The organism is Kribbella capetownensis, from assembly GCF_004331485.1.
GTDB lineage: Bacteria > Actinomycetota > Actinomycetes > Propionibacteriales > Kribbellaceae > Kribbella > Kribbella capetownensis.
Genome location: NZ_SJKD01000004.1, coordinates 166,355 through 187,043, shown reverse-complemented (window position 1 = coordinate 187,043; position 20,689 = coordinate 166,355). Strand labels below are relative to the sequence as shown.

Below are 20,689 nucleotides of genomic sequence, written 5' to 3'. Positions count from 1 at the left end.
CCCGCCCACTCGTTGATCGGATGCCCGCCCGTGTCTGAGCTACGGAAATACCGTCTTGTCGTTGTGCGGCTGGTCGCCGTACTGGCTGCTGTCTCGGTGCCGAGTCTCGCGCTCGCCGCGCCGGACGCCACCGCTCCCCCGGATCCCGCGAACGCCTGGCAGTACCCGCACTGGCCACAGAAGCAACCGTGGCAGGAGTCGGGCACGGCCGGGCCGGAACAGCGGATCGCCACCACGGCGAAGAACGGCCTGCCCGGGCCGATCGATCCGCAGAACTGGGAGAACCCCGACCACATGACCTGGAACGACTACCGCAAGCCGCCCGGGACGAACTGGGCCGATCCCGCGGTGCCGGGATCGGTGCGCACGTTCAAGGGTGCGCTGGTGCTGGTCGACTACCCGAACCAGGATTTCGTCATCACCAAGCCGAAGGGCTCCACGCCGTTCGGCAACCCGAGCGCCGAGGCGAACGGCGTACCGCGGGACCAGGTCGCGCAGTTCTACAAGAACTTCCTCAACACACCCAGCGCGCTGAACCGCGGCCACACCCTGCACGAGTACTGGATGGAGGACTCCGGAGGCCGGTACGGCGTGGACCTGACGGCGTTCGGCCCGTACCGGATGCCCGGCAAGTCGCACGAGTACGCGATGGAGTTCCAGGGCGACTCCGCCTGCCCGGCCGGTGACGACTGCACCAAGGACATCCGTGCCGACGGTCGCGCCGCCTGGGTCGCCGACCAGGGGCCTGAGGTCCCGGCCGGGTTCGACTTCGTGTTCTTCCTCAGCGCCGGGCAGGACGAATCGTCCACCTGGCAGGAGTTCGGGATGATGAAGTTCCCGAACAAGGAGGACGTCACCGAAGACTTCGGCCCGCCGGACCCGGCGCTGCCGAACTGGTCGGACACCCGGTACGTCGACTGGACCTCGTGGGCTGCCGGCGCGTCGATCTGGCCGAACGCCGGCGGCGGGTCGTCCACCCAGGCCGAGAGCTCCGGGATGGGTGTCTTCGCCCACGAGTTCAGCCACATCCTCGGCATCGGCGACAACTACAACAATCCGTACGGCGTCCCGCCGAGACGCTCCTACACCGGCATCTGGGAGATGCTCAGCCGCGGCAGCTTCAACGGTCCCGGCGGACCACACAGCCGGTGGATGATCCCTGCTACCGGTGGCGCGTCGATGGGCGCGCAACACATGCTGCGGAACAAGATGAAGCTCGAGATGGTCGACGAGCAGAACGTCCTTCGGCTGTCCCGCGAAGCCCTCGCGTCGTCCGGCGTGGTGATCGCTGACGTCACCGCACGGTCTGTCGAGCCGGGAGCGAAGGGCCTGTCCGGCGTCAACATCGCGCTCGGTGGAGCGGGCGACCTGGCACCGCCCTGTGACGTCAACACCGACGCGTTGTGTGACGGCCGCGGCTACCAGAACTACACGGTCGAGGTGGTCGACCGGATGGGCACCGACTCGTTCACGCCCGACTCCGGGGTGCTGCTCGCGAAGACCAAGAACCAGGACCGGGCGCCGTTCGAGTGGGTCGTCGACGCGAACCCGCAGGACATCAAGATGACCGACTACGTGCTGCCCGACGGCACCGAGGTACCGATCACCATCGGCGACTACCGTCAGCTGTCCGACGCCCTGTTCCACGCGGGCACGAACTCCGGCAGCGAGTACGAGTACACCGACACCGCCAACCGGCTGCACTTCTACGTCACCAACATCCACCGCAACGGCAAGGCCGTCCTGTCCTACACGGTCGCGATCCGCTCGCTCGACGGCGCCGGCCCACAGAAGCGTGGCGTCCGGGTCCTGCCGACGGTCGCCAAGCCTGGTCAGGGCGGCGTCCAGACCTGCAACTTCAACCTCACCAACACCGGCAAGGCCGGCACCGGAGCACAGCACCCCGAGGACGTCACGCCGTACCTCAAGGGCGATGTGTACCGCGTTTCCGCGAAGGTGGACGGCAAGAACTGGGACGTCCAGCTCCCCAACGCGCTGGCCACCGCCAACGCCGGCCAGCACGTGAACGTTCCGGTCTACGCCAAGGCCGGCATCGCTCCGCTCGCCAAGATCACTCTCACCGCCACCTCCGAGAGCGACCCCACCAAGAAGTCCACCGCCACCTGCATCGCGATCAGGCGGTAAGCAGCTCGGTCAGTGCGTCGGGCGTCCAGGACAACTGGACGCCCGGCGCGGCCGACAGGTAGTCGACGATCTGCGGCGTGGTCCAGCCGTGGGCTTCGGTGAGGCCGGTGGCTATCCAGCGGAGGTACGGCGCTGTGGGGGCGGCCGGATCCAGGTCGGATGCGTTTCCGTGGGTGACGGTGAACATCGGGAGACCGTCGCGTTCGCCGAGGCGAGCGACGGTTTCGTAGCGGCCCGGGCCCATGGTGTGGAGGGACTCGACGTTGGCCAGCAGGCCGGCGAGGTCGCGGGCGAAAGGCCCGCCCGGCTCACGACGCATCTCCTGCGCGGCGACGTCGCCGAGCTGGTCCGGAGTCAGCAGGTACGCGCGTCCGGCGACGCGGCCGGGACCGGCCGGATCGTAGAAGGCGGACCCGCCGCCCCAGACTTTCGACGCCCCGGCGAAGAGCAGACGCCCGGGTACGTCGACACCCGCGATCTGCTCGGGGTCGCTGCGATCCCGGCAGCCCGGATACACCCGCATCCCGCCGGCCGGGCGACCGCCGGCCAGGTAGCAGCGGAAGCGGTCGAGGGCGAGGTTGGAACCGTAGGCGACGTACCAGACTCGCTCCATCGAACCTCTCAGACCGGGAGGGCACGCTCCACGGAGGCCTGCTCGGCCTCCGCCAGCACGATGCGGGAAGCCTCACGGTACCGGCGGTCCGCCTCGGCCGGAGTGTCGCCCACAGCGGTCAGCCCGAGCCTGCCCTTCTCGGTCACGCAGCTGATCATGTGGAACACCACACCGACCTGCTTGGCCTGGTCGAAGTGCAACCCGTGCCGCGCGACGATGTCGAACAGGTCCGCAGGCATCAAGCCCGTCAGCAGTTCCGACTCCAGGTGATCGGTCGCGACCAGATGTTTCTCCTGGCCGCTCGAGGTCAAGAACAGTGCGGTCCGCGGGTCGTAGCGCCCGTCGGTCAGGTACTGCAGCGTGAGGAACGGGTGTGTCGTCCCGCCCTTACGCAGGTTCAGTTCGATCGCGTACGGCGTCCACGCGCCGAGCTCGTCCTTGACCACGACGAAGTCGATCGCGAAACGCCCGAGCGCTCCTTCGCTCGCCAGCCGCCGCCCGATCGTCGCGGCGTGCTCGGAGATCATCCGCGCGTACTGCCGCGCTGCCGGGAAGATGCAGCCGAGGTAGCTCTGGCCGCTCGCGCCGCCGAGCAGTTGGTCGTGCGTCGACAACAGCTCGACGGCACCACCGGGCACGACTCGCAGCTGAACGCTGGGGCTCTGCAACTCCGTGCCGACGATCCGTTCCTCGACGATTCCGCCGTTCTCCGCGAACTTGGCGATGTACGTCTCGAACGGCATCTTCTGGGACTCCAGCTCCATCGCCCGCAGCCGCTCCAGCACTTCGTCCCGCTCCCCCGCCGACCCCGGCGCGGGCAACCCCTTCAGCCGCACGACCGCGTTGCCCTCGCCGGACACGCCTTCGTTGAGCTTCACGATCGCGCTGTCCATCGTGGGACGTTCGGCCCGCATCGCGAGCAGTGCGTCGGCGATGTCGTCGAGGGTGCGCAGGTTCTCCGCCCCGAGCGGATGCGGTACGCCGATCTCGGCGAACAACCGGCGGCAGCCGGACTTCGAGCCCAGTGGGGCCAGCCGCGGATCGGCGGCGTACATCGGGATGCCGAGGCTGATCGCGACGTCACGCTCGAGCTCGGTGGTGTTGTAGGGAATCAGGTGCGAACGCAACGGATTCGGGATCAGGTCGGCGATCCGCTGGAGCAACCGCGGCCGGGCCAGCAGCTTCTCGCTGAGCGAGATCGGCGTGGCATCGTTCACCGCGATCAACGACAGCCGGGCCCGCGCATGACTCGGGATCACGCCGGGCAACAGCGCCAGGTAGTACTCGATGATCTCGGGCGCGATCGGCACCGAGGTCACGTAGATCATCCGCAGCCGCGGCTCCCGCAGCAGGATCAGCAGGAACAGGAACCGTTCCTCGTAGGCCTGCATCATCGTCCCGGTGCCGGCCGACTCGGTCCGGTCCAGCGTCAGCGACGGTACGACGACCACCGACTCGTCGGGATGGTTGAGGCGCATCGCGGCCCACACCCCGGCCATCCTCGACTGCAGTTGGTCGAAGTACTGGTACCGCTCGTCCTCGGTCAGGGAGGACAGGCTCCGAGCCGCCTCGTCCGGAGCGGTCCACAGATCGCCGGTCATGACGCGACCTTGGAGTTGTCGAGACCGCGAATGCTGTACGCATGCACGGTGCGGCTGAAACCGCGGACCTCCCGCAGCCCGGCGTCCTCGCCGATGACCGCGTTGCCGGCGGCGCTGTACACCCGTTCGGTAGCCAGGATCTGCCACGCCTCAGCGTCGGCGCACAGTCGCGCGGCCAGGTTGGTCACGCTGCCGATGGCGGCGTAGTCCAGTCGTTCGTCGAACCCGATCGTGCCGAGCGTCGCGTAGCCCTGGGCAATACCGATACCGAGCCCGAGGTCGTGCCCGCGACGGCTCCACGTCTCGGCCAGTCCGCGGACCCGGGTACGCATCGCGACGCTCATCCGCAGCGCCCGCAGCGGTCCGTCCTCGCAGCGGACCGGGTCGTTGAAGAACACCATCAAGCCGTCGCCCGCGAAGCGTTCCAGCGTTCCCTCGAACCGGAAGATCAGGTCGCCGAGCGCGTGGTGGTACTCCTCCAGCACGCCCATCACCTCCTCCGGCTCGCTCGCCTCGGCGAACGTGGTGAAGCCGCGCAGGTCGCAGAAGACCACGACGATCTCGCGCCGGTGGCTGGCCAGGAACGACTCGTCGCCGGAGTCCACGATCAGCTCGGCCAACTGCGGGCTGAGGAAGCGCCGCAACCGGTTCATCCGCTGCAGTTGCGACACCTGGCTCTCGACCCGCGATTCCAGTTCCTGGTTCCACGCCGACAACTCGGACGCCTGGCGCTTGATCGTGTCCTGGTAGTCCTTGATCCTCGCGAGCGAGGCGACCCTCGCCAGCAACTCACTCTGGTTGACCGGCTTGGTCAGGAAGTCGTCGGCGCCGGCCTCGAGCGCCTTCACCTTCTGCTCATCGCCGCTGGCCGTCACCATCACCACCGGCAGGTACGCCGTGTCCACCTGGTCGCGGATCCGGCGGCACACCTCGTAGCCGTCGATCCCGGGCATCAGGATGTCGAGCAGCACGAGGTCGACGTCCTCGGCCGCGATCACCTCCAGCGCCTGCTCTCCTGACGATGCGGTCAGGACGTCGTACCCGCGGGGGGTGAGGATCGCCTCCAGCAGCCGTACGTTCGGTGGTTGGTCGTCGACGACGAGCACCTTGGTCATCGTGCACCTCCGAGTTGGAGGAAGTCCCGGACTTGCTGTGGCAGAAGGCGGACGCTGATCGGCTTCTCGACGTACCCGGTGAAGCCTGAGGCGAACGCGTGCTCGCGGTCGTGGTCCATCGCGAACGCCGTCACCGCGACGACCGGTACGGCGCGACTGCGCTCACTCGAACGGATCCGGCGCAACGCCTCGGCACCGTCGATCCCTGGCAGCTGCAGATCCATCAGGATCAGATCCGGTTGCTCGGACTCGGCCAGCCGGACACCGTCCTCACCCGAGGTCGCCTCGATCACGTCGTAGCCGGAGAACCGCAGCACGTCGCGCAACAGCTTCAGGTTCTTCGGGTTGTCCTCCACCACCAGGATCAGTCCTGGACTCATCGATCCTCCCCCTCGTCTCCCGCGACGGCTCCCACCGCGCGCAAGGCCTGCAGCAACGCGTCCCGGCTCACCGGCTTGACCAGATAGGCGGCGGCACCGAGCTTCGTACCGCGAGTCCGTTCGTCGACAATCGACACGATGATCACCGGGATGTCGCGGGTCGCCGCCTCGGCCTTCAGCGCCTGCAGCACAGCCCAGCCGTCGATCCCCGGCAACCGGATGTCCAGCAGGACCACGGCGGGCCGGACCCGGCGTACGGCGTCCAGTCCGGACTGACCGTCGCCGGCCACCGTCACCCGCAGCGCAGCACCGGACAGGTACGCCGTGATCAGGTCGAGGGACGGACGGTCGTCCTCGATCACGACCACGTCGCCGACGGTTCGGGCCGCATCCCGGCCCGGCTCGCTTTCCCTGCTTCGCAAGGAGAATCCGAACGTGCTGCCGACCCCGACCTCGCTGTCCAGCCACATCCGCCCACCGAGCAACTCGACGATCCGGCGCGACAGCGTCAGCCCGAGGCCCGTGCCCTCCTCCTGCGACGGACCGCGACCGCCCTGCTGGAACGACTCGAAGATCCGCTCCCGGTCCTCCGGAGGTACGCCGCGGCCGGTGTCGGTGACGGAGATATGGACCTCGGCCCCGGACCGTGTCGCCCGGATCACGACCGCTCCGTCGTCGCCGGTGAACTTCACCGCGTTCGTCGCCAGGTTCAGCACGACCTGCTTCAGCCGGAGCTCGTCGGCGTACACCTGATCGATGCCCGGACCGACCTCGACGTGCAGGTCGATACCGTGTGCGGCCGCGCGTTCGCGCAGCATCGACGCGGTGTTGTCGAGCACGCGGCGCAGCGGGAAGGTGGAGTACTCCAGCTCCATCCGGCCGGCCTCGACCTTGGACAGGTCGAGGATCTCGTTCAGCAGTTCGAGCAGGTGCTTGCCCGAGCCGTGGATGTCGCGCAGGTACTCCTCCTGGCGTTCGTTCAGGTCGCCGAACATGCGCTCCAGCAGGACTTCGGAGAACCCGAGGACGGCGTTGAGCGGCGTACGGAGCTCGTGCGACATGCTGGCGAGGAACTCCGACTTGTGCCGGCTCGCGACCTCGAGCTCGGCGCTGCGCTGCTTGAGCTCTCGATAGAGCTGCGCGTTCAGCAGGGCGAGGGTCGACTGGTCGGCGAACATCTCCAGCAACGTCAGCGTCTCCTCGGCGAACTCACCCGGTCGCATCCGGCGGACGACCAGCGAGCCGACGATCTGTCCTTCGCGCAGCATCGGTACGGCGACCAGCGAGCGCCAGCCGGCGTCGTACAGAACGGCCAGGTGCGGGTCGCGCTCGACGGCACTCAGGTCGGGCACCGCCAACGGGCGGCCGAGCTTGGCCGCGCGGCCGACGAGGGTCTCGTCGAGATGGATGCGGGTAAGGCGCAACCGTTCGATCACGCTCGGAGCGGTCTGGTAGACGCTGCGAACGAGGAAGCACTGCTCGTCCTCGTCGTACTCCATGATCGAGCCGCCGTCGGTCGCCGAGATCCGCACCGCATGCTTGGCGATTGTCGACAATACGTTCGCCACATCAAGACTGGAGTTGACCGCTTCCCCAACCTCGCGCAACGCCTCCAGCTCGCCGAGCCTGCGGGTCAGCTCCGCGCCTCGCGCCTCGAGCTGCTGGACGAGCTTGACGCTGTTCACCGCCATCGCCGCCTGGCCCGCGAAGGCGGTGACGAGATCCTGCTCGCCCTGGCCGAACGGGCTGACCTCGTTGCGCCAGACTGCGAGCGCGCCGACCACCTCGTCGTCGACGAGCATCGGCGCTCCCATCGTGGTCCGGAACCCGGCCAGTCGCTGGAGCTCCTGACGCCCGTACGCCGGATCCGCGAGCACGTCGGGGATCTGCTGGGTGGCGCGATCGAGGCCGACCCGGCCGATCAGCGTGGCCCGGTCGAGCGGCGTCGGATGCTCGATCAAATAGCGGGTCGCCTCGGCCGACAGCCCGACCGCCTTGCTCAACTGGAAGTTCCCGCCGTCGAGCAGGTACAGCTGCGCGGCCTGCGATCGGCACAGGCGGCAGGCGCTCTCGACGATGGTGGTCAGGACTGTGTCCGGGTCGCCCGCCGAGCGACCGACCGCCGACAGGACCTCGTTGGCCGCGGCGAACTGGTCGCTCAGTGCGGCGAACTCCCCCCGGAGCCGTTCGAGTCCGTTTTCCCTGGCGCCGAAGAGCGCGCGCCCGCCCATCGCAGCCTCCCCCAATCCCCCAGGCCGCGCTAGTCCAGTCTCCCGCCGATCATCGCGGAGAGCAATCACTCCACGGGTGATCGACCAACCTTGCACTGTTCGGAATGGCGTGAAGAGCACATGCAATGAACAGCAGAGTTCATCTTCCGTGGGTTAATCGTTCAAGCTAGGGTGCCTGCGATGCCGTGCTGGTGCTGAACCCTCCATCCGTCCCCTCCGCCCACAAGGAGAGCAGGCATGCCAGACATCAACCGCCGCAGGTTCCTGCAGCTCGCCGGTGCGTCCGCCGCGGCCGCCGCGATGGCCAACAGCATCGAGCAGGCCGCCGCGATCCCCGCGCACCGCCGGTTCGGTGACATCACCGACGTCGAGCACATCGTCGTCCTGATGCAGGAGAACCGCTCGTTCGACCACTACTTCGGCACTCTCAAGGGCGTCCGCGGCTTCGGCGATCCGCGACCGGTGACGCTGCCCAGCGGCAAGCCCGTGTGGCACCAGACCGACGGCGCCGGGAAGGAGATCCTTCCGTTCCGGCCCGAAGCGGACAACCTGGGCCTGCAGTTCATCCAGGACCTCGCGCACAGCTGGTCCGACGCGCACCAGGCGGTGAACAACGGCAAGTACGACCAGTGGATCCCGGCCAAGACCGCGACCACGATGGCGTACCTGACCCGCGAGGACATCCCGTTCCACTACGCGCTGGCCGACAAGTTCACCCTGTGCGACGCGTACCACTGCTCGTTCATGGGTTCGACCGACCCGAACCGCTACTACATGTGGACCGGCTACACCGGGAACGACGGAACCGGCGGCGGCCCGGTCCTCGGCAACGACGAGGCCGGCTACGGCTGGACGACGTACCCGGAGCGGCTCGAGCAGGCCGGCGTCTCGTGGAAGATCTACCAGGACATCGGCGACGGGCTGGACGCGGCCGGCGGCTGGGGCTGGATCGACGACGCCTACCGCGGCAACTACGGCGACAACTCGCTGCTGTACTTCAACAACTACCGCAACGCACAGCCCGGGAACCCCTTGTACGACAAGGCACGCACGGGCACGAACGCGAAGGCCGGCGAGAGCCTGTTCGCCCGGCTGACCGCCGATGTGAAGGCGGACCGGCTGCCGAAGATCTCCTGGATCGCGGCGCCGGAGGCGTTCACCGAGCACCCGAACTGGCCGGCCAACTACGGCGCCTGGTACATCTCCCAGGTCCTCGATGCGCTCACCTCGAACCCGGAGGTGTGGAGCAAGACCTCGCTGTTCATCACGTACGACGAGAACGACGGCTTCTTCGACCACGCCGTCCCGCCGTACCCACCGCTGTCCGCGGCGCAGGGATTGTCGACAATCGACCCGGCGCCCGACCTGTACACCGGCACGAAGGCCTCGCACGGTGCGTACGGTCTCGGTCAGCGGGTGCCGATGCTGGTCGTGTCGCCGTGGAGCACCGGTGGCTTCACCTGCTCGGAGGTGTTCGACCACACCTCGATCATCCGGTTCATGGAGCGCCGGTTCGGTGTGCACGAACCGAACATCTCGCCGTGGCGGCGGGCGATCTGCGGTGACCTGACGTCGGCCTTCGACTTCGGTACGACGAGCACTCGGCCGGCCCAATTGCCGGACACGTCGGCGTACGTGCCGCCGGACAACGAGCGCCACCCGGACTACGTGCCGACGCCGCCGTCGGTCGGCCGCGTCCCCGGTCAGGAGCGCGGCGCCCGCCGTACCCGGCCGTTGCCCTATGCACCGATCGTCGACGGATCGGTTGCTGGCGGCAAGTACACGCTCAGCTTCCGGTCCGGTGCGCACGCCGGGGCGCAGTTCCTGATCACGTCGGCGAACCGGACCGACGGGCCGTGGACGTACACGACCGAGGCGGGCAAGAGCATCGCGGACAGCTGGAACACGATCTACTCCAACGGCGTCTACGACCTGACCGTGCACGGACCGAACGGGTTCCTGCGCACCTTCCAGGGCAAGCCCGCCACCGGCCTGGAGATCACCGCCCGCGAGAACACCCGCACCGGCGACGTCGACCTCACGCTGACCAGCGACACCGCCCGCCGCGTCACCATCACCAACGCGTACGGCGGCAAGCCCAAGCGCCTCGACCTCCGCCCGGGCAAGACCACCCACACCATCACCACCACCGAACACTGGTACGACGTCACCATCACCACCACGACAGACGCGACATACACCCGCCGCCTGGCCGGCCACGTAGAAACCGGCACCCCAGGCCGCAGCGATCCCGCAATCAAAACCATCTGACCTCAGTCAGCACGCCTACCCCGGCAAGGCCCAGGCAGACATCCCGTCGTCTATCTGGGCCTCCGCCGAGCACCAGGATCCGCACCGACCCGCGGGCGTGGATCAAATCGAACGGTCCGTCGACCGGCCTCCCGTCGCGCAGGTCGTGACGGATCACCTGACCCGCTACCGAGCCCTGCTGACCAATCCGGGTTTCAAGGCCTGGTTCTACCAGTTCCTTATGACCAGTGGTCGACGTCGGTCAGACGTCTGAGCTCTACTGGTGGGACGCCGAACGTCGAGGTGACGAGGCGGCTGAAGTGGGAGGGGTTGGGGAAGCCCCAGCGGGCTCCGATCGCGCTGACCGGCAGGGCTCGCAGCGCCGGGTCGAGGAGGTCGTGCCGGCAGCGGTCGAGGCGGAGCCGGCGGATGTGGTCGACGACGGTGGCCGGCTCGGTCTCGAACAGTTTGTGCAGGTAGCGGACGGAGATGTACTGGGCATCGGCGATCATGCGTGGGGACAGCGCCGGGTCGGACAGGTGCTCGTCGATGAAGGCGTGGATCTGGACCAGGAGCGTCCGGCGTCGTGATTCGGACGGAATCGGGCGGCGGTTGCCGAGCCGACGGGACAGCGTCACCGTCAGCAGGTCCAGCATGGTCGTCCCGAGGCGTGCTGCATCGGCTTGGGCGAGGTCGTCGACCTGCCCGGGGAGCTGACGGGCGAAGGACGAGACGAGCGCACCGACCCCTTCGCTACCGCGCATCCGGACGCCTGCGAGCTCTGTGAGGTCGGCCGATGACAGCGGCAGCAGTGCGCGGGGAAACGTGACGGCAACGATTCCGGCGGACGGGCCGTTCGCCCAACTGCAGGGGCGCAGCAGGTCGACCAGCGCGAAGTCTCCGGGAGCGCACCGGGCTTCGCGACCGCCGTGCGCGATCACACCCCGTCCGCGAACCTGGACGTCGATCTTGCACAGCTCGGGGTCCGAACTGCTGATGTGCGACCGCTTCCGGCTCGCCTGGCTCGATTCGCCCGTGGCGAGCTCGATGACTCGCACCGGCCCGAGATCCTCGATCCGTAGCTGGTCGCGGGCATCGAGCCCGGTGGCCGGTGGCACCAGGTCGAGGCGCCCGAGCGAATCCCCGACCACGTGGTGCCAATAGTCGGCCCGCGCGTTCAGGGGCTGATCATCAGCGCTGAACACGATGCTCATACCATCCACCGTACGGCGATACCCGCCATTCGTTCACCCGTGCGCAAGAGCTGTGCACTCGTAGTCATGCGCTGCGGTGTGAGGCCTGCGAACGTCGAGGGCATGACCAACGACATCGACCCGCGGACAGACCACGACCTGCTCCGCGGCGCCACCGCAACGAAGGTCCTGACCGCCGCGGCAGAACTCGGCGTAGCCGACCTGCTCGCGGACGGACCACAGTCGACCGAGGATCTTGCCAAGCGCATCGGCGCGCACCCGCCGTCCTTGTACAGAGTCCTGCGGATGCTCTCCGGGCTGGGTTTCGTGACGCAGCGTCAACCCGACGAGTTCGCCCTCACGGACCTCGGTACGACGCTCCGCACCGGGACTCCCGCCTCGATCCACGCGTTGATGACGATGCTCTGGGGTCCCGAAGCGTGGTCGGCCTGGGGTGAACTCGCCTGGACCGTTCGTACCGGTGAGACCGGTTGGAGTCGTGCTCACGGGATGAGCTGGATCGACTTCTACAACCGGCGACCGCAAGCGTCCGCCAACTTCAACAAGGCGATGTCGCAGCACACCCGAGCCGCCGCCCCCGCCCTCATCGAGGCAGCCCAGCTGGATCGCTTCCGGACCTGCGTCGACATCGGCGGCGGCGACGGCACCCTCCTCGCGGAGATGCTCCAGGCACAGCCCACTCTCGAGGGGATCGACTTCGATCTGGAGTCCGGACTCGGCGCGGCTGCCGCGACGCTGACGGCAGCGGGCGTCAGCGATCGTTGCCGCATCGAGGCCGGCGACTTCTTCGACGCCGTACCCGGAGGAGGCGACGTCTATCTGCTGAAGCAGATCCTCCACGACTGGGACGACAAGGCGGTCGTCGCCATCCTCCGCAGCTGTCGCGCGGCCATGTCGCCGGACGCTCGGCTGCTCGTCCTCGAACGATTGCTGCCCGAGCTGACCGGCCCGGACGACCTGCCCACGTTGCTGGTCGACCTGCACATGCTGGTGATCACCGGCGGACGCGAGCGCACCGCGGACGAGTTCCGCGGGCTCCTCGAGCAAGCGGACTTCACCACAGTCGCCGTCAGCGAGTCGCTGCCTCCGTTCGGCTATCACGTCATCGAGGCGGCCCCGGCCTAGTGCCAGCCCTCTCTAGAGGATGGGCGCTTCCGGCTTGGGGGCGTCGGCTGGGGTGCTGTCATCCAGCTCCTCAACGGCGTCGACGTTGATGCGGGTGGACCAGCGGTTGTCCGGGTCGGGTTGGGGGATGGAGTCGAGCAGGAGCTGGGTGTAGGGGTGCGACGGCTCGTGCATCACCGTGGAGACCGGGCCGCGTTCGACGATCGTGCCCTTGGTGATGACCATGACCTCGCCGCCGAGGTAGTAGACCGTCGACAGGTCGTGGGTGATGAACAGGGTCGTCATCCCGTGCTCACGCTGGAAGTCGAGCAGGATGTCCAGGAAGTGCTTGCGCACCTGGGCATCCAGCATCGACACCGGCTCGTCGGCGATGATGAACGACGGCCTGAGCATGTGCACCCGCGCCAGCATGATCCGTTGCCGCTGGCCACCGGACAGCTGGTGCGGATACCGGCCGAGGACGTTCTCCGGCTCCAGCCGGACCGCCCGCAGTGACTCCTCGATCAGCTCCAGTCCCTTGGACCGGCTGCTGGTGAGCCCGAACTTCTTCACCGCCTTCCACAGCACCCGATCGACCCGGTAGAACGGATTGAAGATCGCGTACGGATCCTGGAACACCGGCTGGACGTCGCGCCGGTACTCGTCGTACTCGGCCCTGCTCAGCTTGAAGATGTCCTTGCCGCCGTAGAGCACCGAGCCCTCGGTCGGTTTCTGCAGGCCGAGCACGTTGCGGGCGATCGTGCTCTTCCCGCTGCCGCTCTGGCCCACCAGGCTGACGACCTGCGGTGGCTCGGCCGCGAGCGTGAAGCTCACGTCATCGACAGCGGTGATGTAACCGCCCTCCACACCACGCGCATGGAATCGTTGCTGTACGCCACGAAGTTCGAGCTCGGACTTCACGAGGCCCTCCGTCCTACCCGTGGGATCGACTCGATCAGCTGCCGGGTGTAGGGATCCCGTGGGTCCTTGAACACCTGGCGTACGTCGCCGACCTCGACCAGCCGGCCCTCGTACATCACCGCGACCCGATCGGCCAGTTGCGCATGCACTCCCATGTCGTGGGAGATCACCATCAGCGTCACGCCGAAGTCGCGGCGCAGGTCGCCGAGCGACTGCAGGATGACCCGCTGGATCGTCACGTCCAGCGCGGTGGTCGGCTCGTCCGCGATCATCAGGTCCGGCTCCAGCGCGACCGCGATCGCCATCAGCACGCGCTGCTTCATCCCGCCGGACAACTCGTGCGGGTACATGCTCGCGACCCGCGGCTCGAGGCCGACCTCGCCGAGCAGCCGCGGGATCATCGTGTCGACCTCGCCCCTGCGGCCGGGCGCGTGCTCGAGGATCACGTCCTTGAACTGGTCCCGGACCCGCATCACCGGGTTCAGCGAACTCATCGATCCCTGCGGCAGATAGGACAGCGCGCTCCAGCGCAGGACCCGAAGCTCCTCGCCGTCCACCTTCAGCAGGTCGATCGGTGAACGGCCGCCCGGATAGAACGTCACCGAGCCGCCGGTCACCTTGCCAGGCGGCTTGAGCAGCCGGAGCAGCGCGACCGCGAGGGTGCTCTTGCCGCTGCCCGACTCCCCCGCGATCCCGAGGATCTCACCGCGCCGTACGTCCAGATCCAGCCCGCGCACGGCCTTCACGTCACCGCGGTTGGTCGAGTACGTGACGTCGAGGCCCTTCACTTCGAGCACGGAATCACTCACCGGCCACTCCTCTCAGCCGCGGGTTGTAAACCTCTTCCAGCCCGATGTTGACCATGTTCAGCGCCGCGAACAGCAAGGTCAGCAACACGATCGGGACGACGAACATCGGCCAGGCTCCCAGCGTCAGCGCCCCGGTGCCGATCGCGTTGAAGATGATCTGCCCGAGGTCGATCACCCCACCGGGCCCGAGCCCGATGATCTCCAGACCGACCAGACCGAAGATCGCACCGAGCGCGGACGACGCGAACCCGACGCCGATGAACGGCAGCAGGTTGGGCAGGAGTTCGGTGACGATGATCTCCAGGTCTCTGGACTTGCTCACTCTGGCGAGGTCGACATACGGGCGCGATCGCAGACTGAGGACCTGTGACCGGATCGTCTTCGCCGCGAACGGCCAGGAGAAGATCGAGATCATCACGCCGACCTGGAACAGGCTCACGTTCTTGGCGTACGCCGACAACGCGATCAGCAGTGGGAACGTCGGGATCACCAGCAGAATCCCGGTGAAGGTCGACAGCACCCCGTCGATCCACCCGCCCTTGTAGCCGGCCACGAACGCCACGATCACGCCGACGACGGTCGAGATCACGCCCGCGATCGCGCCGATCTGCAGCGACACCGCGAGCGCCTTCACCACCATCGCGAACACGTCCCGGCCGAACTGGTCGGTGCCGAGCAGGTGCTGTGGCGACGGCACCAGCCACTTCTCGTACGCCGCCAGCTCGATCGGATCCTGGCCACCACCGACGGCCTTCGCGATCAACGGGCTGCACAGCGCCACCAGCACCAGCAGCACGAGGACCACCAGCCCGATGGCCAACCGTCTGCTTCCTCGAATGGTCCGCACAATCGCGGAAAGCGCTCTTCTCATCGCGACCACCTGAGTTGTCGTGGATACGGCCCGGCCTTCCAGAGCGTGGAAGAGACACGAATTCCTCCGCTCAGACAGCAGAACTGTCGGTACCGGGTGATTACATTCCTTCCATGTCCCGTTTCCGGCTGAACCCAACGCCCACACAGACCGCTTCGTTGCTGCAGCAATGCACGCATGCCCGCTACGTGTGGAACCTGGCCCTGGAGCAGTGGTTGGTTGGGAAACGCAAGCGAGTCGTAGCGCCCCGCTTCACCGAGCAATGCCGGCAACTGACTGAAGCGCGAGCTGCTTGCTCCTGGCTGCGGGCAGGATCGCAGACCGTCCAGCAACAAGCGCTGCGGGACTTCGACCAAGCCCTGAGGAACCTTTACGGAGGAACTCACCGGCAGCCGACATGGCGGAAGGCCGGACTGCATGAAGGGTTCCGCATCGTCGGAGCTCAGGCACGCCGCATCGCGAAGCTGAGCCGGAAGTGGGCCGCCGTCAATGTGCCCAAGGTTGGCTGGATCCGGTTTCGAGTCTCCAGGCCAGTCCCCGAGGCGAAGTCGTACCGCATAACTCGCGACCGCTCCGGCCGTTGGCACATCGCTTTCGCCACGATTCCCGAGGCCATCCCCGCACCAGGAACGGGTGGGATCGTCGGCATCGACCGGGGCGTGACCGTCCCGGCGGCGTTGTCCACGGGTGAACTGCTGTCGTTCTCCAAGCCGTCGCCAACTGAACAGAAACGGCTGAAGCAGTTGCAACGTCGTCTTGCCCGCTGCCGTCGTAGCTCCAACCGCCGGCAGCGGGTGAAGACGGCGATCGCGAAGCTGCACGCTCGCACCCGCGACCGACGCAAGGATTGGGTGGAGAAGATCAGCACAGACCTTGCGCGCCGGTTCGACGTCATTCGTGTCGAGCAGTTGCGCATCACCCACTTGACCAGAAGGCCACGGCCAAAGCCAGACCCGGAGCGGCCGGGAGCGTATCTGCCGAACCGAAGACGCGCGAAGGCCGCGCTCAATCGCGGCATCCTGGCCAGTGGCTGGGGTGAGCTGGTACGGCGTCTGAAGCACAAGGCACCGGGGCGGGTCGACGAAGTCAGCCCGAGGCACACGTCGCAGACATGCAGCGTTTGCGGGCACCGCGCGGCGGAGAATCGCAAGAGCCAAGCGATCTTCCGATGCGTAGCCTGCGGATACCAGCGCAACGCAGACGTGAACGCGGCAACCAACATCGCGGCCGGACGGGCCGTCAGCGCACGCCGAGAGACGCACACAACGGTCTCGCCGAAGCGTGAACCTCAACTGACTACCTCCACGTAGTAGTTGGAATCCCCGTCCCGAGCGGACGGGGAGGACGTCAATTCCAGTACTTGACCCGCGGATCGAGCAGCGGGAGCAGGAGGTCGAGGATCAGGACGGCCGTCAGCACCGAGAAGATCGCGATGTTGGTCACCCCAAGGATCGTGTTGAAGTCGAGCTGCTGGATCGCGGTGACCAGCGTCGTCCCGAGACCCGGGTAGTTGAACAGCTGCTCGACCAGCACGTTGCCGTTGAAGATGAAGCCGAGCGAGATGCCGAACGCGGTGATCTGCGGCAGGTAGCAGTTGCGCAGCGCGTACCGGGTCAGGATCCGCGAGCCCTTCAGGCCTTTGGCCTCGGCGTACACCAGGTAGTCCTCGCCGAGAATCGGGATCATCAGCATCCGGGTGGACAGGATCCAGCTGAACGTCCCGATCAGGACGATGGACAACGCCGGCAACAGCCCGTACTTGAGCACGCTGCCGAAGAACTCCGGCGTGAGCCCCGGACTGATGTTGGAGTCGTACGCCGATCTGGCCGGCAGCATTCCGAGTGAGTACGCGAAGATGTACACCAGGATCAGCGCGACGAAGAAGTACGGCACGTGCGACAGCGCGATCGACAGGTTGGTCGCGATCCGCGATCCGAGCTTGCCGCGGCGCCAGCCCGCGACCGCGCCGATCACGACGCCGAAGATCCAGGCCAGCACCGCGGAGATGCCGAGCAGACCGATTGTCCAGGGCAACGATCTGAGGATGACCGTCTGCGCCGAGGTCGGGTAGTTGATCAGCGAGGGCCCCATGTCGCCGTGCAGGACCAGCTTCTGCATGTACTTGAGGTACTGGGAGAACAGATTGCCGTCGAGACCGAACTCGTGCCGGTAGCGGGTGATGATCTCGACACTCGCCTGCTGGTTGTAGATGTAGTTCTGCTGCAGGGTCTGGATCAGTGTCTGGATCGGGTCACCCGGCATCAGCCGGAAGAAGAAGAACGCGATGGTCAGCGCTCCCCACAGCTCGACCAGGTAGAGCCCGAACCGGCGGATCGCGTACGCCGCCAGCGGATGCCGCGACAGCCAGGCCCGCACCCCCGAGGACGGTGCAATGTCCTGACCCTTGTCGACAGTTACCACCGGCGGGGCCTCCGCCGTCACGCCGGCCCTTTCTGCCCGGTGCTCTCGATCCTGCCGAGCACGAAGATGAAGTGCTGCCACCAGTTCAACGGCACCTCGTACAAGTCGTCGTCGGTCGGCCAGCCCTTCCAGAACGTGGTGTTGAAGTACTGCGGGTAGCCGGTCTGGATCACCGGCAGCAACGGCAACTCCTGGAAGTAGATCTCCAGGGCCTTCGCCAGCAGCGGCTTGGCCTCCTCCGACTCCGGGTCGAGCGCGGCGAGCTCGGCCGAGATCTTGTCGAACTCGGGGTTGCGGAACCGCATCTTGTTCTTCTGCGCCGCGTTCTTGCCGACCGGCTGCGCCTTGCTGCTCTCCCAGTCGGTGTAGATCTGCTCGGGATCGATCTCGATGCCTTCCCAGTTCGAGTCGATGTCGTACTCGCCCCGCTGGAACTTCTCGTCGTGCACGCTGCCGGCCAGGCTGCGCAGGGTGGCCGGCACACCGACCTTCGCGAGGTCGGCCTTCAGCACGTTGGCCATCGCGTACTCGGGCCCGTCGACCGGTGAGACCGTGATGATCTCGAGGTTGATCTCCTTGCCCTTGTACGAGCGCTTGCCGGCCGCGTTCTTCGGCGCGATCTCGTCCAGCAGCTGGGTCGCCTTGTCCGGGTTGTACTCGAACTTGTACTTGTTCGCCAGCTCGTCGTTCTTCCACTTGTCGTTGGTCGGATAGTCCGCCCACGGGTACTGCGCCGGCGGCACCGGCACCGGCCAGATCGACTTGCCGATCTTCTCCCGGTCCAGGCAGTAGTTGATCGCCCAGCGCATCTTCGACTCGGCCATCACGCCCCGCGACGGGTCGCAGTTCAGCCACATCACCCGTGGGTTCGGGTCGTGGAACTGCGTCGTGACGAGACTCGGATAGCCGGTGTTGCGCAGCTGCTTGGCGTGCGGCTCGTCGACCGAGCCGACGTCGAACTCGGCCCGCTCGAACGCCAGCGAGGCCTGGTCGAGCTGCTTGGACGTGCTCTGGAAGACGACGTACTGCGGCTTGACGTCGAGCTTGTCCTTGTTCCAGTAGTTCGGGTCCTTCTCCCAGACGAACATCTTCTGGTTCCGGATCGCCTGCTTCAGCTTGTACGGCCCGCTGTGCACCGGCGGGTTGTCCTTGAACTTCGTCGGATCCTGCGACTTCCAGATGTGCTCGGGCATGATCCCGACCGGCGGTCCGGCGATCGCGGAGATGAAGTTGTAGTGGAACCGGGGCGTCGGCTTGAGGAACTTGACCACCGCGGTCTGCGGGTCCGGTACCTCGATCTCCTTGACGAACTCCTTCAGTTCGCCACCACCGCCGAACAGGTCCGGGCGGTCCTTCAGCAGCATCACGGTGAACTTGAAGTCGTTCGCGCCCAGCGGCTTGCCGTCGTTCCAGTGCGCCTTGGGGTCGAACTTGAACGTCAGCTCGGTGTGGTCGTCGTTGTACTTGTACTCGGTGACCAGCCACGGGGTCAGCTTGCCGGTGGCGAAGCTCAGGTAGAACAGCGGCTCGGTGGTGAGCTCGACACCCGCACCGCCCGGCGTACCGTTCGGGATCATCCCGTTGAAGCTGTCGAAGACGGTGTACTCGACCTGACCGACGATCACCGTCTGCTCCCGCGGCACGGGGATGTTGGCCTTGCCGATCTGGACCGACTTGGTCGCGGCGGGCTTGTTGTCGGCGGGCTTGTCGGAGTACGAGCCGCCGCCACCGGAGCAGGCGGCCAGGAAGGCGGCCATCGCCGCCGCGGCACCTCCCCCGACCACGCTTCGCCGACTCAGCTGATAGCGGACGACCTCTTCGACATTTTCGAACTGGGGGCGCGGTGTTTCGTTCATGACGAAAGTCACCTCCGTTTTCATTGCGCGGACAGGGCGATCACCGACCGAGAGGTGTCACGGACTATAAGTAGCGTTGACAACGTTGGCAAGAGTTCATTGCCACGTTGGAACCTGATCATCGAATGCGCAGATCAGTGGATATACCAACCTCTGACAACGATGTTTTGCTCTGCGTGACCGGGCGCACGGTTGGTCTGGTCGTCGTCGTCACACGCCGCGTCACACGGTGACCGAGTTCGATGTCCGGTATCGGCCATCACAGCGGCCGGAAACGATTCCGAAGTGGTAGTGACTTCCAGGGGGAGACATGACGAGTACGACCGTGGACTTCGAGGCGATCAAGGACAAGCAGCGGGCCGGTTGGCAGACCGGCGACTACCCACGCGTGGGCAACACGTTGCAGATCATCGCCGAGCTCCTGGTCGAGGCCGCCGATGTGCGCGCCGGGCAACAGGTGCTCGACGTCGCGTGCGGTCAGGGCAATGTGGCGATGGCGGCAGCACGCCGTTTCGCCGAAGCGACCGGCGTGGACTACGCCGTGAACCTGCTGGAGCAGGGGCGTGAGCGGGCTGCGGCGGAGCACTTGCCGGTGACGTTCACCGAGGGGGACGCGGAGAACCTTCCGCTGCCGGACAAGTCGTTCGACCTCGTGGGCAGCACCGTGGGCGTGATGTTCGCGCCGAACCATCAGCAGGCCGCGGACGAACTGGTCCGGGTCACCAAGCCGGGCGGGAAGATCGCGCTGGCGTCCTGGACGCCGGCCGGGATGATCGGCCAGCTGTTCAAGGTCGTCTCGAAGTGGGCGCCGCCACCCGCCGGTGTCCAGCCCGCCACACTGTGGGGGGCCGAGGAGCACCTGTTCGAGTTGTTCGGCGACCGGGTCGAGTGGACGGCGCTGACCAAGCGCGAGTACGTGTTCCGCTACCACTCGCCGGAGCACTTCGCCGAGTGGTTCATGGACTTCTACGGCCCGATCACGCGCATCGCGGGCAGCCTGGACGGCGAGGACTATCGCCATTTCGCCAGCGACCTCGCCGACGTACCGCGAGCGTTCGACTACGCGGACGACGGAACCGTTGCCGCCCGCGCCGAATACCTCGAGGCGGTCGGAACCCGCCGCTAGGTTGTGCACTCGCCGGATCGGTGGAGGCGGGT

The 20,689-nt window shown here is 66.8% G+C and carries 16 protein-coding genes; 5 read left to right on the top strand and 11 right to left on the bottom strand.

Features of this window, described 5'->3' with window-relative positions; genetic code table 11:
- Positions 1–30 precede the first annotated feature (30 nt).
- On the top strand, positions 31–2,145 hold the full coding sequence (locus E0H75_RS19210) for a M6 family metalloprotease domain-containing protein (protein ID WP_131514950.1): 2,115 nt from the start codon (positions 31–33) through the stop codon (positions 2,143–2,145).
- Here E0H75_RS19210 and E0H75_RS19205 read toward each other — a convergent pair.
- From E0H75_RS19205 to E0H75_RS19185, 5 genes are read right to left on the bottom strand one after another with little or no spacing between them, the layout of a single operon-like run.
- Complete coding sequence (locus E0H75_RS19205; RefSeq protein ID WP_131514949.1) at positions 2,135–2,758, bottom strand: histone deacetylase; 624 nt, start codon at positions 2,756–2,758, stop codon at positions 2,135–2,137. The two genes, E0H75_RS19210 and E0H75_RS19205, sit on opposite strands and share 11 nt — an antisense overlap.
- 8 nt (positions 2,759–2,766) lie before the next feature.
- The gene (locus E0H75_RS19200; protein ID WP_131514948.1) at positions 2,767–4,359 is read right to left on the bottom strand and encodes a peptide ligase PGM1-related protein; all 1,593 of its coding nucleotides are present in this window, start codon (positions 4,357–4,359) and stop codon (positions 2,767–2,769) included.
- Positions 4,356–5,474: an adenylate/guanylate cyclase domain-containing protein gene (locus tag E0H75_RS19195; protein WP_131514947.1), complete on the bottom strand. Its 1,119-nt coding sequence runs from the start codon at positions 5,472–5,474 to the stop codon at positions 4,356–4,358. The genes E0H75_RS19200 and E0H75_RS19195 overlap by 4 nt, the downstream gene beginning before the upstream one ends.
- Positions 5,471–5,854, bottom strand: a complete 384-nt coding sequence (locus E0H75_RS19190) for a response regulator (RefSeq protein ID WP_131514946.1) — start codon at positions 5,852–5,854, stop codon at positions 5,471–5,473. The genes E0H75_RS19195 and E0H75_RS19190 overlap by 4 nt, the downstream gene beginning before the upstream one ends.
- Positions 5,851–8,085, bottom strand: coding sequence for a GAF domain-containing protein (locus E0H75_RS19185; RefSeq protein WP_131514945.1), 2,235 nt, complete (start codon positions 8,083–8,085; stop codon positions 5,851–5,853). The genes E0H75_RS19190 and E0H75_RS19185 overlap by 4 nt, the downstream gene beginning before the upstream one ends.
- A gap of 237 nt (positions 8,086–8,322) precedes the next feature.
- Between E0H75_RS19185 and E0H75_RS19180 the strand changes: the two genes are divergently transcribed.
- Positions 8,323–10,356, top strand: a complete 2,034-nt coding sequence (locus E0H75_RS19180; protein ID WP_131514944.1) for a phosphocholine-specific phospholipase C — start codon at positions 8,323–8,325, stop codon at positions 10,354–10,356.
- A gap of 218 nt (positions 10,357–10,574) precedes the next feature.
- On the opposite strand, the gene E0H75_RS19175 is transcribed toward E0H75_RS19180, so the two are convergent.
- Positions 10,575–11,549 (bottom strand): AraC-like ligand-binding domain-containing protein, encoded by a 975-nt coding sequence (locus E0H75_RS19175; protein WP_131514943.1) that lies wholly within the window; start codon positions 11,547–11,549, stop codon positions 10,575–10,577.
- Between the two features lie 102 nt (positions 11,550–11,651).
- On the opposite strand from E0H75_RS19175, the gene E0H75_RS19170 reads away from it, so the two are divergent.
- Positions 11,652–12,674: a methyltransferase gene (locus E0H75_RS19170; RefSeq protein ID WP_165553848.1), complete on the top strand. Its 1,023-nt coding sequence runs from the start codon at positions 11,652–11,654 to the stop codon at positions 12,672–12,674.
- Positions 12,675–12,686: 12 nt separating this feature from the next.
- Here the strand turns inward: E0H75_RS19170 and E0H75_RS19165 are convergent, their stop codons facing one another.
- From E0H75_RS19165 to E0H75_RS19155, 3 genes are read right to left on the bottom strand one after another with little or no spacing between them, the layout of a single operon-like run.
- The gene (locus tag E0H75_RS19165) at positions 12,687–13,574 is read right to left on the bottom strand and encodes an ABC transporter ATP-binding protein (protein WP_131514941.1); all 888 of its coding nucleotides are present in this window, start codon (positions 13,572–13,574) and stop codon (positions 12,687–12,689) included.
- Positions 13,571–14,383, bottom strand: coding sequence for an ABC transporter ATP-binding protein (locus tag E0H75_RS19160; RefSeq protein WP_131514940.1), 813 nt, complete (start codon positions 14,381–14,383; stop codon positions 13,571–13,573). The genes E0H75_RS19165 and E0H75_RS19160 overlap by 4 nt, the downstream gene beginning before the upstream one ends.
- Entirely contained in the window at positions 14,376–15,203 is an 828-nt protein-coding gene (locus tag E0H75_RS19155; RefSeq protein ID WP_238163137.1) for an ABC transporter permease, read from the bottom strand. Before E0H75_RS19155 ends, E0H75_RS19160 begins: the two co-directional genes overlap by 8 nt.
- A 164-nt stretch (positions 15,204–15,367) precedes the next feature.
- Between E0H75_RS19155 and E0H75_RS19150 the strand changes: the two genes are divergently transcribed.
- Entirely contained in the window at positions 15,368–16,564 is a 1,197-nt protein-coding gene (locus E0H75_RS19150) for an RNA-guided endonuclease InsQ/TnpB family protein (RefSeq protein WP_131514938.1), read from the top strand.
- Between the two features lie 37 nt (positions 16,565–16,601).
- Here E0H75_RS19150 and E0H75_RS19145 read toward each other — a convergent pair whose 3' ends face one another.
- Both E0H75_RS19145 and E0H75_RS19140 read right to left on the bottom strand, forming a co-directional pair.
- Positions 16,602–17,675 carry an ABC transporter permease gene (locus E0H75_RS19145; protein WP_238163136.1) on the bottom strand — a complete coding sequence of 358 codons (1,074 nt, stop codon included), beginning with the start codon at positions 17,673–17,675 and terminating at the stop codon, positions 16,602–16,604.
- Between the two features lie 17 nt (positions 17,676–17,692).
- Positions 17,693–19,531: an ABC transporter substrate-binding protein gene (locus tag E0H75_RS19140; protein ID WP_131514936.1), complete on the bottom strand. Its 1,839-nt coding sequence runs from the start codon at positions 19,529–19,531 to the stop codon at positions 17,693–17,695.
- A gap of 310 nt (positions 19,532–19,841) precedes the next feature.
- Here E0H75_RS19140 and E0H75_RS19135 point away from each other — a divergent pair, with 310 nt between their 5' ends.
- Positions 19,842–20,657 (top strand): class I SAM-dependent methyltransferase, encoded by an 816-nt coding sequence (locus tag E0H75_RS19135; protein WP_131514935.1) that lies wholly within the window; start codon positions 19,842–19,844, stop codon positions 20,655–20,657.
- The last annotated feature ends 32 nt before the right edge of the window (positions 20,658–20,689 follow it).

Excerpts from the sequence above, each read along its gene's own strand:
- E0H75_RS19205 (WP_131514949.1), bottom strand. The coding sequence starts at position 2,758 with ATGGAGCGAGTCTGGTACGTCGCCTACGGTTCCAACCTCGCCCTCGAC.
- E0H75_RS19200 (WP_131514948.1), bottom strand. The coding sequence starts at position 4,359 with ATGACCGGCGATCTGTGGACCGCTCCGGACGAGGCGGCTCGGAGCCTG.
- E0H75_RS19195 (WP_131514947.1), bottom strand. The coding sequence starts at position 5,474 with ATGACCAAGGTGCTCGTCGTCGACGACCAACCACCGAACGTACGGCTG.
- E0H75_RS19190 (WP_131514946.1), bottom strand. The coding sequence starts at position 5,854 with ATGAGTCCAGGACTGATCCTGGTGGTGGAGGACAACCCGAAGAACCTG.
- E0H75_RS19185 (WP_131514945.1), bottom strand. The coding sequence starts at position 8,085 with ATGGGCGGGCGCGCGCTCTTCGGCGCCAGGGAAAACGGACTCGAACGG.
- E0H75_RS19180 (WP_131514944.1), top strand. The coding sequence starts at position 8,323 with ATGCCAGACATCAACCGCCGCAGGTTCCTGCAGCTCGCCGGTGCGTCC.
- E0H75_RS19175 (WP_131514943.1), bottom strand. The coding sequence starts at position 11,549 with ATGAGCATCGTGTTCAGCGCTGATGATCAGCCCCTGAACGCGCGGGCC.
- E0H75_RS19170 (WP_165553848.1), top strand. The coding sequence starts at position 11,652 with ATGACCAACGACATCGACCCGCGGACAGACCACGACCTGCTCCGCGGC.
- E0H75_RS19150 (WP_131514938.1), top strand. The coding sequence starts at position 15,368 with ATGTCCCGTTTCCGGCTGAACCCAACGCCCACACAGACCGCTTCGTTG.
- E0H75_RS19140 (WP_131514936.1), bottom strand. The coding sequence starts at position 19,531 with ATGAACGAAACACCGCGCCCCCAGTTCGAAAATGTCGAAGAGGTCGTC.
- E0H75_RS19135 (WP_131514935.1), top strand. The coding sequence starts at position 19,842 with ATGACGAGTACGACCGTGGACTTCGAGGCGATCAAGGACAAGCAGCGG.